14 protein-coding genes are annotated in these 14,065 nt (G+C 62.8%); 8 read left to right on the forward strand and 6 right to left on the reverse strand.

What is annotated here, in order from left to right; translation table 11 throughout:
* Positions 1 to 5: 5 nt before the first annotated feature.
* Positions 6 to 368 carry a BlaI/MecI/CopY family transcriptional regulator gene (locus tag MPN20_RS02120; RefSeq protein WP_242779064.1) on the reverse strand — a complete coding sequence of 121 codons (363 nt, stop codon included), beginning with the start codon at positions 366 to 368 and terminating at the stop codon, positions 6 to 8.
* A 258-nt stretch (positions 369 to 626) separates the two neighbouring features.
* Between MPN20_RS02120 and MPN20_RS02125 the strand changes: the two genes are divergently transcribed.
* The 3 genes from MPN20_RS02125 to cydC are packed head-to-tail and all read left to right on the forward strand — an operon-like array spanning position 627 to position 6,688.
* A complete protein-coding gene (locus MPN20_RS02125) occupies positions 627 to 2,195 on the forward strand; it encodes a cytochrome ubiquinol oxidase subunit I (RefSeq protein WP_242778934.1) in 1,569 nt (522 codons plus the stop codon).
* A 12-nt stretch (positions 2,196 to 2,207) separates the two neighbouring features.
* Positions 2,208 to 3,230, forward strand: a complete 1,023-nt coding sequence (cydB, locus tag MPN20_RS02130) for a cytochrome d ubiquinol oxidase subunit II (RefSeq protein WP_242778937.1) — start codon at positions 2,208 to 2,210, stop codon at positions 3,228 to 3,230.
* Positions 3,227 to 6,688: a thiol reductant ABC exporter subunit CydC gene (cydC, locus tag MPN20_RS02135; RefSeq protein WP_242778940.1), complete on the forward strand. Its 3,462-nt coding sequence runs from the start codon at positions 3,227 to 3,229 to the stop codon at positions 6,686 to 6,688. Before cydB ends, cydC begins: the two co-directional genes overlap by 4 nt.
* Here cydC and sepH read toward each other — a convergent pair.
* Complete coding sequence (gene sepH, locus MPN20_RS02140) at positions 6,663 to 7,766, reverse strand: septation protein SepH (protein ID WP_242778942.1); 1,104 nt, start codon at positions 7,764 to 7,766, stop codon at positions 6,663 to 6,665. The two genes, cydC and sepH, sit on opposite strands and share 26 nt — an antisense overlap.
* Positions 7,767 to 7,994: 228 nt before the next feature.
* Between sepH and MPN20_RS02145 the strand changes: the two genes are divergently transcribed.
* A complete protein-coding gene (locus MPN20_RS02145; protein WP_242778945.1) occupies positions 7,995 to 9,101 on the forward strand; it encodes a ferrochelatase in 1,107 nt (368 codons plus the stop codon).
* A gap of 218 nt (positions 9,102 to 9,319) precedes the next feature.
* Here the strand turns inward: MPN20_RS02145 and MPN20_RS02150 are convergent, their stop codons facing one another.
* Complete coding sequence (locus MPN20_RS02150; protein WP_242778948.1) at positions 9,320 to 9,547, reverse strand: hypothetical protein; 228 nt, start codon at positions 9,545 to 9,547, stop codon at positions 9,320 to 9,322.
* Between the two features lie 286 nt (positions 9,548 to 9,833).
* On the opposite strand from MPN20_RS02150, the gene MPN20_RS02155 reads away from it, so the two are divergent.
* Positions 9,834 to 10,133, forward strand: coding sequence for a DUF4193 domain-containing protein (locus MPN20_RS02155; protein WP_242778951.1), 300 nt, complete (start codon positions 9,834 to 9,836; stop codon positions 10,131 to 10,133).
* Positions 10,134 to 10,267: 134 nt separating this feature from the next.
* Here the strand turns inward: MPN20_RS02155 and MPN20_RS02160 are convergent, their stop codons facing one another.
* On the reverse strand, positions 10,268 to 10,723 hold the full coding sequence (locus MPN20_RS02160) for a DUF3093 domain-containing protein (protein WP_242778954.1): 456 nt from the start codon (positions 10,721 to 10,723) through the stop codon (positions 10,268 to 10,270).
* Between the two features lie 64 nt (positions 10,724 to 10,787).
* Here MPN20_RS02160 and dut point away from each other — a divergent pair, with 64 nt between their 5' ends.
* From dut to MPN20_RS02175, 3 genes are read left to right on the forward strand one after another with little or no spacing between them, the layout of a single operon-like run.
* Complete coding sequence (dut, locus tag MPN20_RS02165) at positions 10,788 to 11,261, forward strand: dUTP diphosphatase (protein ID WP_242778957.1); 474 nt, start codon at positions 10,788 to 10,790, stop codon at positions 11,259 to 11,261.
* 6 nt (positions 11,262 to 11,267) lie between these two features.
* The gene (locus MPN20_RS02170; protein WP_242778960.1) at positions 11,268 to 12,170 is read left to right on the forward strand and encodes a DUF3710 domain-containing protein; all 903 of its coding nucleotides are present in this window, start codon (positions 11,268 to 11,270) and stop codon (positions 12,168 to 12,170) included.
* Positions 12,171 to 12,175: 5 nt separating this feature from the next.
* Positions 12,176 to 12,550, forward strand: coding sequence for an OB-fold nucleic acid binding domain-containing protein (locus MPN20_RS02175; RefSeq protein WP_242778963.1), 375 nt, complete (start codon positions 12,176 to 12,178; stop codon positions 12,548 to 12,550).
* Positions 12,551 to 12,651: 101 nt separating this feature from the next.
* Here MPN20_RS02175 and MPN20_RS02180 read toward each other — a convergent pair whose 3' ends face one another.
* Positions 12,652 to 13,317 carry a TrkA family potassium uptake protein gene (locus MPN20_RS02180; RefSeq protein WP_242778966.1) on the reverse strand — a complete coding sequence of 222 codons (666 nt, stop codon included), beginning with the start codon at positions 13,315 to 13,317 and terminating at the stop codon, positions 12,652 to 12,654.
* Entirely contained in the window at positions 13,314 to 13,985 is a 672-nt protein-coding gene (locus MPN20_RS02185; RefSeq protein ID WP_242778969.1) for a TrkA family potassium uptake protein, read from the reverse strand. The genes MPN20_RS02180 and MPN20_RS02185 overlap by 4 nt, the downstream gene beginning before the upstream one ends.
* Positions 13,986 to 14,065: the final 80 nt, after the last annotated feature.

Raw genomic sequence — 14,065 nt, forward strand, 5'->3', positions numbered from 1 at the left:
CTGCGTCAGGAGTTGGCCGAGTGATTGCGTCCCAGCAGGTTGCGCAGTGCCTTCGTGTCGGCCTCCGAAACGGTGCCGAGGAATCGAGCGAGAACCGCCTGGCGATCCGGGGCCTGTGACAGTACCTCGGTCATCAGTTCAGCAACATGGTCTTCGCGTGTCGACACTGCGAGATAACGATGAGGGCGAATGCTCCGATCACGGGTGACGAAGCCCTTCTTCTCAAGGCGCGTGAGGACGGTGTGGACCGTAGTCAGGGCCAGGTCTCGTTCTGCCAGGACTTCCCGGAGCTCGGCGGCACTCAATCCGTCATCATGCACCCAGATGGCGTCCATGACGCTACGTTCGAGTTCGCCCAGTGTTCCCACAGTGTCCTTGTCCTTCGAGTGTTGGTTCATGCTGCAGTTCCAGTTTAACTCTACAAGCCGTCGAATTCCATGTGAGGCGCCGCTGGATCGCCGTGTGCCTCGACATTGTTCGCAGGGGGAGTAGGCTGGCGGGCCATAGCTGGGCACCGGTGATTCTGGTACGCGTGATCTTGCATTGCGACACGCTATCGGTGTTCGTTCTACGCAATGTAGAATTCTACGCAACGTAGAATTTAGATTTTCTGGAACGGAGCACCCATGGATCTGGATCCGGTACTCATCGGACGCTGGCAGTTCGGTATCACCACCGTCTATCACTTCTGGATGGTTCCTCTGACGCTGGGCCTCGGCATGCTGGTCGCAATTCTCCAGACGATGTATCACCGCACCGACAACGAAGTGTATCTGCGCAGCACGAAATTCTTCGGCAAGCTCTTCCTCATCAACTTCATCATGGGTGTGGCGACCGGCCTGGTCCAGGAGTTCCAGTTCGGGATGGCCTGGAGCGAATACTCCCGGTTCGTCGGAGACGTCTTCGGGGCACCGCTTGCGCTTGAAGCCCTTCTCGCGTTCTTCCTCGAATCCACATTCCTCGGGCTCTGGATCTTCGGCTGGGGTCGCCTGCCCCGAGCAGTCCACCTCGGCAGCCTGTGGTGCGCTGTCATCGGCTCATGGCTCTCCGCGTACTTCATCATCGTGGCCAACTCCTGGATGCAGCATCCGGTGGGAGTCGAAATGGTCGACGGGCGTCCGGTCATGACCGATGTGTGGGCAGTCCTGACGAACAACACTGCGATAGCCGCCTACACGCATACTCTCTGCGGTGCCCTGGCCGTCGGCGGCAGCTTTCTGTTGGGTATCTCCTGGTATCACCTCTACCGTCGCCGCAAGGACGGCATCGACACGATCGGCGAGAACAAGAAGGTCATCGTCGGGTCCGCTCCGGATGTTCCCGGCCGCGACGCTCTCGACCATGAGGTCTGGATCCGCACGCTGCGCATCGGTGCGATCGTCGGCATCATCGCCTTCGCCGGTGTTGCGATCACCGGCGATGTTCAGGCCAAACTCATGTTCGAACAGCAGCCGATGAAGATGGCCTCTGCCGAGGCTGCCTGCCACGACGGTACTGAATTCTCCGTCCTCACGATCGGCGATCCCTCGTCGAACGACTGCAAGGGCGTGGAGAACGTCTTCGAGATCCCCGGTCTGCTGTCCTTCCTCGCCAAGGGTGACTTCTCCACACCGGTTCACGGAGTGAAAACATTGCTACCGGAATACCAGGCGAAGTACGGAACCCATCTGCCCGACGACGAACGCTACGGCCAGCACGCGGGAGAGAAGATCGACTACCAACCCATCATGATCGTCACCTATTGGGGCTTCCGCATGATGATCGGCTTCGGGATCCTCGCCGCAGGTGTCTGTGCCTTGGGACTGTGGCTGACACGAAAGGGAACTGTCCCGCTATCGCCCTGGCTGATGCGCGGCTTCCTTCTGGCCATCACCGCACCGTTCATTGCGAACTCCGCAGGATGGATCTTCACTGAGATGGGCCGCCAGCCCTTCGTCGTCGCACCCAACCCGGCGCAGCTCGACGGGGTGTATATGTTCACCCAAGCCGCGCTCTCACCCGAGCTGACACCGGGGATGCTGCTGTTCTCCTTGATCAGCCTCAGCCTCGTGTACGGGGTTCTCATGGTCGTCGAACTCCGGCTGCTCACGGTCTACATCAGGGGAGGGGTCGCCTCGGCGATGCCTGAGCTCAATGCCACCAACCACACCCCGCGGATCACGAACGACGACGACGTCCTGTCGTTCGCGTACTGAGGAGAAGACACAATGGAAACTCTCGCTACGATCTGGTTCGTCCTCATCATCGTGCTGTGGATGGGGTACCTGTTCCTCGACGGCTTCGACCTCGGAGTCGGCATGCTCATGCCGATCTTCACCCGCGATGAGCGGCAGAAGCGCGTCCTGCTCAACGCGATCGGACCGGTCTGGGACGGCAACGAAGTCTGGCTGATCACCGCAGCCGGCGCGACCTTCGCCGCTTTCCCTCACTGGTACGCGTCGCTGTTCAGTGCCCTCTACATTCCGTTGACCCTATGCCTGCTGGCACTGATCTTCCGCGCCGTGTCGATCGAATACCGAGGCAAGGGCCACACGAAGGTCTGGAAGTCGTTCTGGACGTGGGCGATGGCGCTCGGCTCAGCGGGCACAGCCTTCTTCATCGGTGCCATGCTCGCCATCACCTCGAGCGGTCTGCCGCTCAATGAAAACGGTGACCTCGTCGGAGGCGCCTTCGCATGGTTCGGCTGGCCCACCATCATCGGCGGATTGGGTGGGCTCGGATTCACCTTCGTCCACGGGCTGATCTACCTCGGCCTGAAGACCGAAGGCGACGTCAGGAAGAAAGCCCAGCGGTGGGCCAAGCGGGCGATGCTGCCGTGCGCCATCCCGTTCCTCATCTGGTTCGGTCTAGCTATCGCGCACCGGACGTGGCTCGTCGTCATCGTCGCTGTCACCGTGGCTGCCCTCATCGCCGCCTTCGCTGCAGTGCGCGCCGGTGCCGAGAAGCGGGCCTTCGTCTTCCACGGGATCTATCTCGTGGCCGGGCTGGCGGCAGTCTTCGCCGGTGCCTATCCGAACGTGCTTCCGTCCACACTCGATCCTGCGAACTCCCTGACCATCGCCTCGGCGTCGTCATCGGACTACACGCTGACGGTGATGCTGGTCGTCACGGTGATCTGCCTGCCGATCATCATCGGCTACCAGATCTTCAGCTACCGGATGTTCCTGGGACGCATCAAGGAGACACACATTCCCGAAGCACACCGAGTTCCGGTGGCGATCAGGTCATGACCTCGCCGCTGGGGATCCTGCTCGATCTGCCCCAGGGCCGACGCGGATTCGTTCTCTCCATCTTCAGCTCCCTGGCGCGGGCGGTCGGAATCGTCCTCATCGCCGAGGCGCTCGTGCGAACGATTGTCGGCTCGACGCCCGTAGCCGTCTGGGTGGTTCTCGGGCTCATCGGCGCTGCACTGCGAGGCGCGAGCCTCTGGGCCGACCACAGCCTGGGCACCTCACTGGCTGCGGCGAACAAGCAGCATCTGCGGTCGACGATCCTGGGCACCCTGCTCCGGGGCCGAGGCCAGCCGCGGATGAACACCGCAGTCACGGTCACGCGCGGGATCGACGGTCTCGATGACTACTTCACGACTGTCGTCCCGGCACTGAGCGCGGCCGCGGTCGTCCCGCTGACCCTGCTGATCCGCATCGTCTTCACCGATGTGCTCTCCGCGGTCATCATCGCGCTCTGCCTGCCGTTGGTTCCGGTCTTCATGATCCTCATCGGTCGCTTCACCAAGGACTCGACGGCGGAGAGCACCACAGCGCTGGCCAAGCTGTCCGATCATCTGGCCGAACTCGCCGAGGGGCTGCCTGTTCTCATCGGGCTCGGCCGGTCGAAAGACCACGCACGCCGTCTGCGGGCCCTGAGCGACGAGTATCACAAGGCCAATCTGGCCACTCTGCGCATCGCCTTCCTATCGAGTCTCGCTCTCGAACTCATCGCCACGATCTCCGTTGCGTTGGTTGCGGTCGTCATCGGCCTCCGCCTCGTGTCGGGGTCGATGGACCTGGGTTCGGGACTCTTCGTCCTGCTCCTCGCTCCGGAGTGCTTCATTCCGCTGCGTGAGCTCGGCTCCGGGTTCCACGCGAGTGAGAACGGTCGCGATGCGCAGGACCGAGCGCATGCGCTCATCGCGAGCACGAACCCTGTCAATGCGGACATGAACAGGCCGATCGCCGGTGATCACGACACCGACGTTCACGATACGGCCGTTCACCACACCGACGTCGACGGTGAGACGACCGGCAATCACCGCGTCGTCTATGCCGATGGCACGGCGGTCATCTGGAAAGGCGACATCTCTCGGACTCCGGGGGTCACTGCAGTCCGCGGTCCGTCGGGCGCGGGAAAGTCGACGGTGCTCGCCGCGTTGACCGGCAGTCTGCCGGTCGGATCCACCACGAGCTTCTTGCCGCAGCGGAGCGCCTTCGTGCCGCAGACCCCGAGGGTCTTCGCCGCGACGATCGGCGCCGAGCTCGACACCTATGGCCTCCCAGCCTCCAAACGGCGGCAGGCTCTGCTTGCGGCGTCGCTCCCCGCCGACGAGAGCCTGGCGACCTCGGCTCTCAGCCCAGGGCAGCTGCGCCGTCTCGCGCTCGTGCGCGTCATGCACCGAACCGAGACAGGTGTCGAACTGCTCGTCCTCGACGAACCGACTGCGCATCTCGATGACGAGAACGCTGCTATCGTCCTCACAATGATCGCCGAGGCGGCCCGGCGCATCCGTGTCGTCCTGGCCAGCCACGATGATCGGGTTCAGCTCCTGGCCGATGAGGAGATCATTCCCCGCACGAATGCACTGACAGAAGCGGGATTGACAGAAGCGGGAGTGACCGCGTCTGCGACAGTGTCCGTCTCCGGCACTTCCGGGCAGCGTGCGATGCCCGGTCCCATGATGGCAGGCGCGGGAGCCATCCGTGACGCTGGTTCCGGCACCCAGCTTTCATCCGTCGTCGACGATCTGCCCGCCGAACGGAGCGGACTGGTTGGTACCACGGGGGAGGTGTTCCGCCGGCGCTGGTCGAGCCTGCGCTCGAGCCTGCCGGTGTTCAACCGGGACATGGTCATCGCCCTGCTGTCGTCCTGTGCCTCCAGCCTGGCGGCGATCTCCCTGACCGCGGTCTCTGCCTGGCTCATCGTCGAAGCTTCCTACCAGCCACCCATCATGATCCTTATGGTTGCAATCGTCGGCGTCAGGTTCTTCGGGCTGAGCCGCTCGGTGCTGCTCTACCTCAGTCGGCTGAAGCTGCACTCGGCGATCTTCGGCTCTCTGGGCAGACTGCGTTCCCGGCTCTGGGCCCATTTCGAGAAGGTCGGGATGAGCGATCGGAAGATGCTCACCTCCGACACCGCTCTGCGAGCAATGGTCTCGGACGCCGACGACGTGCGGGACCTGATCCCGCGGACGCTGTTCCCGCCGATTGCTTCGTCTTTGGTCTTCGTCGCAGTCGTCATCGCGGCATGGCTACTCGATTCGCAGTCGGTGCCGATGTTCCTGGCTCTCGGCATCCTCAATCTCGTTGCTCTGCCCATCCTCGTGATCCGGACGGAGTCCGCTTTGGCTACGCAGATGCGAACGGGACGCAACCGCATCCTCTCGCTCGTCTCACGGGCTCTGCAGGCGAAGACTGATCTGGCGACGAACGGTGCCGACGGCCGCGTTCTGTCCTGGCTCGCCGAGGCAGAGTCCACCCTGGAGGAGACGCAACGGACATCCTCCAGGAACTTCGGTGCTGCCCAGCTGTGGCTTCAGCTGTCGACGGTGGCAGCAGCTGTGCTCATCGCAGTGACCTCCTCCGCCCCGACCGAAGTCCTTGCTGTCGTCGTCCTCATGGCATTGGGCCTGGGGGACGTCTTCTCCTCGGCGCTGGGTGCGTATCGCCAGCTTCCGGGCCTGGGTGTCGTCCTTGATCGCCTGCCCGCTGTGTCAGGGCAAGAAACAGCCCCGGCTCTCGAGCCTGCGCGCCCTGCAACGAGGGACGGACAGTCGAGTGAGACCGGTGCGCATCGATTCGCCGAACTCGCTCTCGAGAAGATCACCGTCGGCTGGGATGAGGAGCCAGTGCTCAGGGACGTGGATCTGCACGCTTCACGCGGCCGGTGGACTGTCCTCTGCGGCGACAGCGGCAGCGGTAAGTCGACGACCCTGAGCGTGCTGCTCAGATTCGTGGATCCATGGTCCGGACGGTATCGAGCGACGCGCGATGACGGTCGGTCGTTCGACGTGCTCGGCCTCGAGCCGACGAACCTGGCGGGGACGATCGCCTGGTGTCCGCAGGAGGCACATATCTTCCGCTCGACGGTCAGAGGAAACCTGGCGATCGCGCGGAAGGACGTCCCCACCGACGCCGAGATGGCTGCTGCGCTGAGAACGGCAGGGCTGATGGAGTGGGCGGATGCTCAAGGACTCGACCGATGGGTCGGCGACCATGGCACTGACATCTCAGGCGGGCAACGCCAACGTCTGGCTGTGGCGAGAACTCTCCTCAGCGGGGCGGGAGTGATCGTTCTCGACGAGCCGACTGCTCATCTCGACGTGGAGACAGGGGAACGCCTCATGGCTGAGCTGCGGGAGAACCTCGGTTCGCACACAGTGGTCATGGTCACCCACGACCGTCGACTCATCGCCGACGATGACGATGTCGTCGAGGTGGGAAGTCGGGTCAGTCCCGCTTCGACCCGAACATGATCTCGTCCCAACTGGGGATCGAGGCGCGACTGCTCTTCTTCGACTTCGCCTTGGGCTCGCCGGAGTCCTTCGCCGCATCTCTGAACTGCGACGAATCGTCGCTGACTCCGGGCTCGTTGAGCAGCGAGAGCTGATTGTCGTCGTCGAAGGTCCCGACTTCCTGCGTCGGCTCCTGAGGGTCGTCCTCGTCGGAGGTCGTACGGGCATCGACCGCGGGATCCTCGAACGCGAAGACCTCATCGTCGGTGGCAGCCTCCGGCTGTCCGGGTGCCGTGTGGGCTCCCTGCGGGTGAGTCTCAGGGTCCTCGGTGACTGCTCGCAGTCGAGCGCGCGGCTCGTCATCCTCTTCGTGACGACGACGCTTGCGCAGGTTCTCGAGAATGCGGCCGGTCTCAGCCTGGTGGTCGCGCGCGGCAGGAGATGTCTCAGAGGCTGTCTGCTGAGATTCAGGCGTCTCGATCTCGCCTGTGCTGTGCTGCCGTTGGGTGCCGCTTCCGTAGTTGGGGATCGGGCCGGTATCAGTCGGGCCGGAGTCCGCCAGCCACTTCGCCTCATCGTCGATGGGCGTCAGCGACCTGCGGTAGTAGTTCCATCCCGCGGTTCGGAGCCTGTCGGCTGCGGTGAAGCTGAGCTGGATGTACCAGTTGCCGTCCTGCTGCTTCCACGCGTCCCAGTCCATCGTTTCGATGTCGACGTCGCGCATCGCCAGACGAGTCTGGCAGAGCTCGACCAGGGGAGTGGGATCGCCGTTGGGATCGTGGTCTGAGTAGATCGGATGCCGACTGGCGGTCTGCGCCATGTGGGCGCGCTCGGCCAGGGCAGGGCGCTCATAGGTGCGGACCTGCTCCGCATCGGCACCGGTGGAGGCGATGACCTCCTCGGCGCTCATTCCGCCTCGGATCATTGCCTGGATGTCTCGAGGGCGGACCGGGGAGTCCGTCTTGACGGCGGCTCTGTCCTTGCGGACGGCCGCGTACAGAGCTTCGTCGAGGGCCAATCGATACTGCAGTCCGTTTTCGTCGTTCAGCAGCAGATGAGTGCCGTCGGCGTCGACTCCGTTCAAGATCAGTTCACGCATGCCTTAAGCTCCTTAATCGCGTCTCATCTTGAATCGTGTCACGTCCGATGCCCCGAGCGGGGCAGATTTGCACGCGAGTCGCGAAAACTCCGGCCCGTTCGCGCCGGTGGACGACGATTCGGTCCGTCAGGATGCTCGAAGACGCTGCGGCGTCTGAACAGTGAGTGGATCCGGCTCATTGGGCGGACAACGGGCGCAAGGTCTCTACAGACTGTAAAATCGGCAATTATGAATACGACTGCGCCCATTGACACCCTCGTCCTCATGTCGTTCGGGGGACCCGAGGCTCCAGAAGAAGTTGTCCCATTCCTCAAGAACGTCACCGCCGGCCGCGGGATTCCGGAGGAGCGACTCGAAGAGGTCGGTGAGCATTACTACGGTTTCGGCGGAAAGTCGCCCATCAACGATCAGAACCGCGCGCTCCTGCAGGCGCTGAGGGACGAGCTCGACCGACGCGAGATCGACCTCCCCCTGATCTGGGGAAACCGCAACTGGGAGCCGTACCTGACCGATGAAGTGAGGTCGGAGGCAAAACAGGGTCGGACCCGGTTCCTGTCGATCGACACCTCTGCCTACTCCTCCTACTCGTCCTGTCGGCAGTATCGCGAGGACTTCGCGAAGACGATCGACGAGCTGAACGCCGAAGGCACGTCCGTGTCGATCGATAAGATCAGGCAGTTCTTCAACCATCCTGCCTACGCCGAGGCGTGTGCGATTCATCTCAAAGATGGTTTGGCCGACTTCACCGAGCAGGTCGGAGCGTTGGACGGTGCTCAGCATCGGATCCTCTTCGTCACCCACTCGATCCCCACTGTCATGCAGGAAGCGTCTGCGGTCGCAACGATCGGCTACCAAGCCCAGCATGAGGAGCTGATGGCCCACCTCCTCGGCGGTCTATCCGAGTCCGAGCGACTGCCCGCCGAGCTGGTGTACTGCTCGCGGTCCGGTTCGCCGGAGGTTCCCTGGCTCGAACCGGACGTCAACGACCGGATGCGAGAGCTTGCTGCAGACGGGGTGACCGGAGTGATTCTGGTTCCCATCGGATTCATCTCCGACCATATGGAGGTCGCCTTCGACCTCGACACCGAGGCCAAGGAGACTGCTGACGAGCTCGATTTCGCATTCACTCGTGTGGCCACGGTGGGTACGCACCCGGTGTTCGTCGCTGGTCTCGTCGACCTGGTCGAGGAGCGTCTGGCTCAGCTGCGTGGGGACGACGTGTCGGCTCCGACCATTCCGGGTGCGACTGCGCTGGTCCCCGGCAGCGGTGCCTGCAGCATCGAATGCTGCCGAGGTCGCATCGAACGGGCGACTCTGCCGAACTGGCCCGCCTGACACCTGACAGCGGCGTCTGACCCCTGACGGCTGCGCCTGACGCCTGACCCCTGACGGCTGCGTCTGACGCCTGACAGCTGAGCCTGACGCTTAAGGCCTGACAGCTGCGCCCAACGCCAGACTCGTGAATTGATAGTCCCTCCTCTGCAGTTTCTGCAGGGAGGGATTTTCGATGTCTGGCGGCGGAGCCGTCGAGCAGTGCGCGGAGGAGTCGGCGTTCAGGCCTCTTCTGCGTCCACAATGATCGGAATGGCTCCGGTTTCGGCTTTGATGACTTCGGCGATGGGTCCGGTGTCGACATCATTGCGATCGGCGAGCTGGAGGAGGCTCTCCAGATCGTCGATGAGATTCTCGACGAGGTAATCGTCCCCGGCGGACCTGGCCTCGTGGAGGCGATGGCGGACATCATCGATTCTGGTGTCGAGCTGATTTGCGAATTCACTCATCGTGCATTCGTCCTTCCTCGGGTCGGCCTTCACGGGGGAGGCGATCCCAGTTTCATTCACCGACAAGGCTCATCGGCTCTATTGGACTCATTGTATTCTCGCAGAGCTTTTCGAGAGTCTAATGTGTGGACCGTCACGAGAGGAAACATGCGTGATGAGAATCACTGTGCACATTGACGATCTGATCTTGCCAATGGTAGCCATACAGTGCACAATGCTGGGGACACGTTTGGCGAGACGGATTGAAAATCCTTTTTGCACACCCGACAGAGAGCGATGAGGCCACATGGCAACTGATTACGATGCACCTCGTAAGCAAGACGACGAAATCAAGAGCGACTCGATAGAGCAGCTCAAGGCTCAACGCTCGCAGGCGCAGGCAAGCAAGATCGACGAAGACGAAACCGCTGTAGCGGAAGGATTTGAGCTGCCCGGCGCGGATCTGTCGAACGAAGAGCTCTCCGTTCGCGTGCTCCCGAAGCAGAACGACGAATTCACCTGCATGGAATGCTTCCTCGTCAGGCACCGTTCACAGCTGGCAACCGAAGCGGGTGGAGTTCCCATCTGCACGGACTGTGCAAGCTGAAACATCTGTCGGACGATACACGAACGCGCCCTTGTCGGGGCGCGTTTTTGTTGCCCGAATACCGGGCCGTGTTAACCGCATACCGGGCCGTGGAGCCCGAATCCCGGGCCGTGTTGCCCTGATGCCGGGCCGGCTCAGCGGTTGAGCGCGGCTGCGAACTCGACCGGATTCCGGCTCGAGATCAGCCAATAGGGCGTCGGATCAGTGGTGTCATCGATGTTGATCCTCACCGCGCATTTGGCCCACGGGCGAATCAAGAGGAAGGCACGAGCGTCGAGGCCGGTTCCGCGAGCCTCACGGGCACCCTCGGCGTCGTAGCCGATGGCGTCGGTGATGTACTGGCGATCGATGTGAGCGTCGCCGACGAAGAGTTGCCTCTCCGTCACGATGATGGAGTAGCCCATTGAGCGCAGCCACCACGCGAGGATGATGAAGCTGACCACGGGGAGGATGACGATACCGAGCTTCCACACGGGAAGGACCATGAGAGCAGTCGACGCTGCAGCGAGCACGATGAGCGCCCACATGCCGATGGAGGGACGGAGCTTCTCCGTGTAGATCACGTGTGTATCGGGTTGAGTCGTTGCCATGGTGCCATTCTCCCATAGGAGATTTTTTGGAAGCGCTCAGGCTAGAGCGTTAGAGTGCATCTTTGTGACGGAAACCCTGAAGATTGACCTCAAACTGCTCGATACCGGTATGACGCTGCCGTCCTACGCGCATGCGACGGACGCGGGAGCAGACCTGTGCTCTGCGATCGACTTCGTTCTCGAGCCCTTCGAGCGCAGAGTCGTCCCGACCGGAATCGCGATAGCGCTGCCGCTGGGACATGCGGGATTCGTTCACCCCCGATCCGGCCTCTCCAGCAAGCACGGAGTCACCGTGATCAACGCTCCCGGCACGATCGACGCCGGGTACCGAGGCGAGATCAAAGTGCCTCTGATCAACCTCGACGCGCATTCTCCGCTGCGCATCTCGCGCGGCGACCGCATCGCCCAACTGGTGATCCAAGAAATCAAGCAAGCCGACTTCACCCTGGTCGAGTCCCTGGAGGACAGCGACCGTGGTGCAGGCGGGTTCGGCTCCACTGGTGGAGTCGAAGCCGGACTGACCGAGAAAGAAGTGTGATCGATCATGGGACTGTTCTCACGATTCTCCAAGAAGTCCTCGGCCGAGGCGAAGACCGCGGACACTGTCACAGACGATGAGCTGAGTCAGGACTCGGAGCTCGCGAAGTCAGCCGAGACCGACTCGGTCGAGGCCGATAACCTCGACTCAGACGACGCCGACCTCGATGGGATCACCCCGGGTGAGACGGACTCCGATGTCGACGATGTTGATGACTCCGATGACTCTGATGACTCCGACGACACCGAGGAGCTCGACGAAGAGACTCTGCTCGAGAAGTCCGCTCCGTACGACCGTTCGGAAAAGGGCCCCTTCGACGCCGCCGAAGATCCTCCGGAGCTCAACCGGCTCGATCTCGGCGCACTGAAGGTCCCTGTCGTCGACGGTATGCAGGTTCGACTCGACACCGATGACGAGTCCGAACGTGTCCTGGCCGTGACGCTCATCCACGAAGGCGGCGGCGTACAGCTGCAGGCGTTCGCCACTCCGCGCTCTGAAGGGCTGTGGAACACGGTCCGCAAACAGTTGTCGGACAGTGTCACCTCCCAGGGCGGCGAAGCGTCGGAGCTGCACACATCGCTCGGCAGGGAACTCGCCGTCGAGGTGCCTGCCAAGACCGAAGACGGTCGTCCCGGCAAGCGAGCCATGCGGTTCGCCGGTGTCGACGGTCCACGGTGGTTCGTCCGGGCAGTCTTCTCAGGCAAGGCCGTCACCGACGAAGAGATCCGCGCCGAGCTGAGTGCGCTCGTTCGCGGCGTCATCGTCGACCGCGGGCAGGAAGCGATGGCCCCGCGCGAACTCATCGTGCTCACTGCGCCTCAGGTCGGTGGGGATGCGGAGTCCGAGGACGAGGACAAGGACGATCTTAATCCGTTCGAACGCGGCCCCGAGATCACCGAAGTCCGCTGATCCCGATGCTGGATCACCTCACACGCCTCGTGCGTGACTTCGGTTCACGGGATGCCGAAGCCCGAGCCGATCTGCGGCTCGTCAGCCAGATCCCCGGGGTCGTCAGCGTCGAAGACGTCAAAGCCCGACAGATGACTCGCATCGCCGGAGTCGTCAGCTCCGTGACTCGTTCATGCAGCGGCGACAGTCCTCGCTTGCACATCGCCGTCGCCGACGGCACCGGCGAGGTCCACGCACAGTTCCTCGGGCGCCGCGAGATCAGCGGCATCAGGCCCGGTGCACTCATCATTCTCGAAGGTCGATTCTGTGAAGACGACGGAGCGCTCAACGCCCATAATCCCGTCTACGAACTGATCCAGACCCGCGACGACGGCGAATAGGTCCTTGCCAGCCTGTCGACAGCGCAGCGTCAGGTCTTGAACGTCAGCCTGTCGACAGCGCAGAGTCAGTTCTTGAACGTCAGCCTGTCGACAGTGCAGCGTCAGCTCTCGGACGCCTGCAGGAGGCTGAGCAGCGCCCCCTCCTGATCAGGGGAGGACAGGAAGAACAGTTCGTCTCCGGCCTCGATGACATCGTCGGCGCTGGGAGCGAAGGCCCGCGAATTGCGGATGATCGCCACCAGGACCGTATCGACGGGGAACGTGATGTTCCCGACCCTGGCGGCCACGAGCTCGGCCGATTCGTGCACGGTGAACTCCATCAGACCCGCTTGGCCGCGTTCGAAGCTCATCAGGTGCACGAGGCCGCCCACCTCGACGGCCTCTTCGACCAGGGCAGTCATCAGACGCGGCGTCGAGACGGCCACGTCGACTCCCCAGTTGTCGTCGAAGAGCCACTCGTTCTTCGGGTTGTTCACCCGTGAGACCGTCCGCGGGACACCGAACTCGGTCTTAGCCAACAGCGACAGGACGAGGTTCGTCTTGTCATCTCCGGTGGCTGCGACGACGACGTCGGCCTCTTCGAGTTTGGCTTCACCGAGACCGGCGAGCTCGCACGCATCGGAGAGCAGCCATTCGGCGCCGGGGATCCGCTCGTGTCCCAGGGCGTCCTTGTTCTGGTCGATGAGCAGGACCGTGTGGTTCTTGTCGATGAGCTCGCGGGCCACCGATCGGCCGACGGATCCGGCTCCGGCGATGACGACTCTCATTCTTCCTCCATAGCTCGCACGGGCTGGTCCAGGATCTTCTCGATCTCGCCGAGGCGGTCCACCGGACACATGAGATGGACGAGGTCCCCGTCCTGGAGGAGGAGATCCTCATGCGCCACGATGCCCTCGGACAGCCGGGTGACGTAGGCGACGCGGGCCTTGGTCCGCTTCTCGATGTCCTTGATCGGTCGGGCCACCCACCCCGGATCGAGGTGCACCTCGGCGAGGACGAGATTGCCCGAGGGCTCACGGAACTCGGTGATCGAGCCCTGAGGGACGAGCTTGCGCATGACCTGATCAGCAGTCCACCGCACGGTGGGAACGGTCGGAATGCCCAGGCGTTCGAAGACCTGAGCGCGGTTGGGGTCGTAGATGCGTGCCGCCACATTGGCGACTCCGAAGGTCTCGCGAGCGACACGCGCGGCGAGGATGTTGGAATTGTCTCCGCTGGAGACAGCTGCGAACGCATAGGCATCCGCAGTCTTCGCCTGAGTCAGCGTCTCCCTGTCGAAGCCGACTCCGGTGATCGTCGAACCGCTGAATTCCCGGCCGAGTTTGAGGAACGCATCGGGGTCACGGTCGACCACAGCGACGGAGTGGCCATTCGCGTCGAGCGCTTTGGCCAAGGACGCTCCGACTCGGCCGCAGCCCATAATCACGAAGTGCATGGGTATTCCTCTCCGCATTGATCTACCATTGGTGCCCGTGGCCAGCAGTTTTTCTGATGCCGTCAAAAGACTACTCGTTG

It is taken from the genome of Brevibacterium sp. ZH18, from assembly GCF_022748595.1.
Classification (GTDB): Bacteria; Actinomycetota; Actinomycetes; order Actinomycetales; family Brevibacteriaceae; genus Brevibacterium.

Coding starts and splice junctions, on each gene's coding strand:
- MPN20_RS02150 (WP_242778948.1), bottom strand. CDS start 9,547: ATGAGTGAATTCGCAAATCAGCTCGACACCAGAATCGATGATGTCCGC.
- MPN20_RS02185 (WP_242778969.1), bottom strand. CDS start 13,985: ATGCACTTCGTGATTATGGGCTGCGGCCGAGTCGGAGCGTCCTTGGCC.
- MPN20_RS02125 (WP_242778934.1), top strand. CDS start 627: ATGGATCTGGATCCGGTACTCATCGGACGCTGGCAGTTCGGTATCACC.
- MPN20_RS02145 (WP_242778945.1), top strand. CDS start 7,995: ATGAATACGACTGCGCCCATTGACACCCTCGTCCTCATGTCGTTCGGG.
- cydB (WP_242778937.1), top strand. CDS start 2,208: ATGGAAACTCTCGCTACGATCTGGTTCGTCCTCATCATCGTGCTGTGG.
- MPN20_RS02155 (WP_242778951.1), top strand. CDS start 9,834: ATGGCAACTGATTACGATGCACCTCGTAAGCAAGACGACGAAATCAAG.
- MPN20_RS02180 (WP_242778966.1), bottom strand. CDS start 13,317: ATGAGAGTCGTCATCGCCGGAGCCGGATCCGTCGGCCGATCGGTGGCC.
- cydC (WP_242778940.1), top strand. CDS start 3,227: ATGACCTCGCCGCTGGGGATCCTGCTCGATCTGCCCCAGGGCCGACGC.
- MPN20_RS02170 (WP_242778960.1), top strand. CDS start 11,268: ATGGGACTGTTCTCACGATTCTCCAAGAAGTCCTCGGCCGAGGCGAAG.
- MPN20_RS02160 (WP_242778954.1), bottom strand. CDS start 10,723: ATGGCAACGACTCAACCCGATACACACGTGATCTACACGGAGAAGCTC.
- MPN20_RS02175 (WP_242778963.1), top strand. CDS start 12,176: ATGCTGGATCACCTCACACGCCTCGTGCGTGACTTCGGTTCACGGGAT.
- sepH (WP_242778942.1), bottom strand. CDS start 7,766: ATGCGTGAACTGATCTTGAACGGAGTCGACGCCGACGGCACTCATCTG.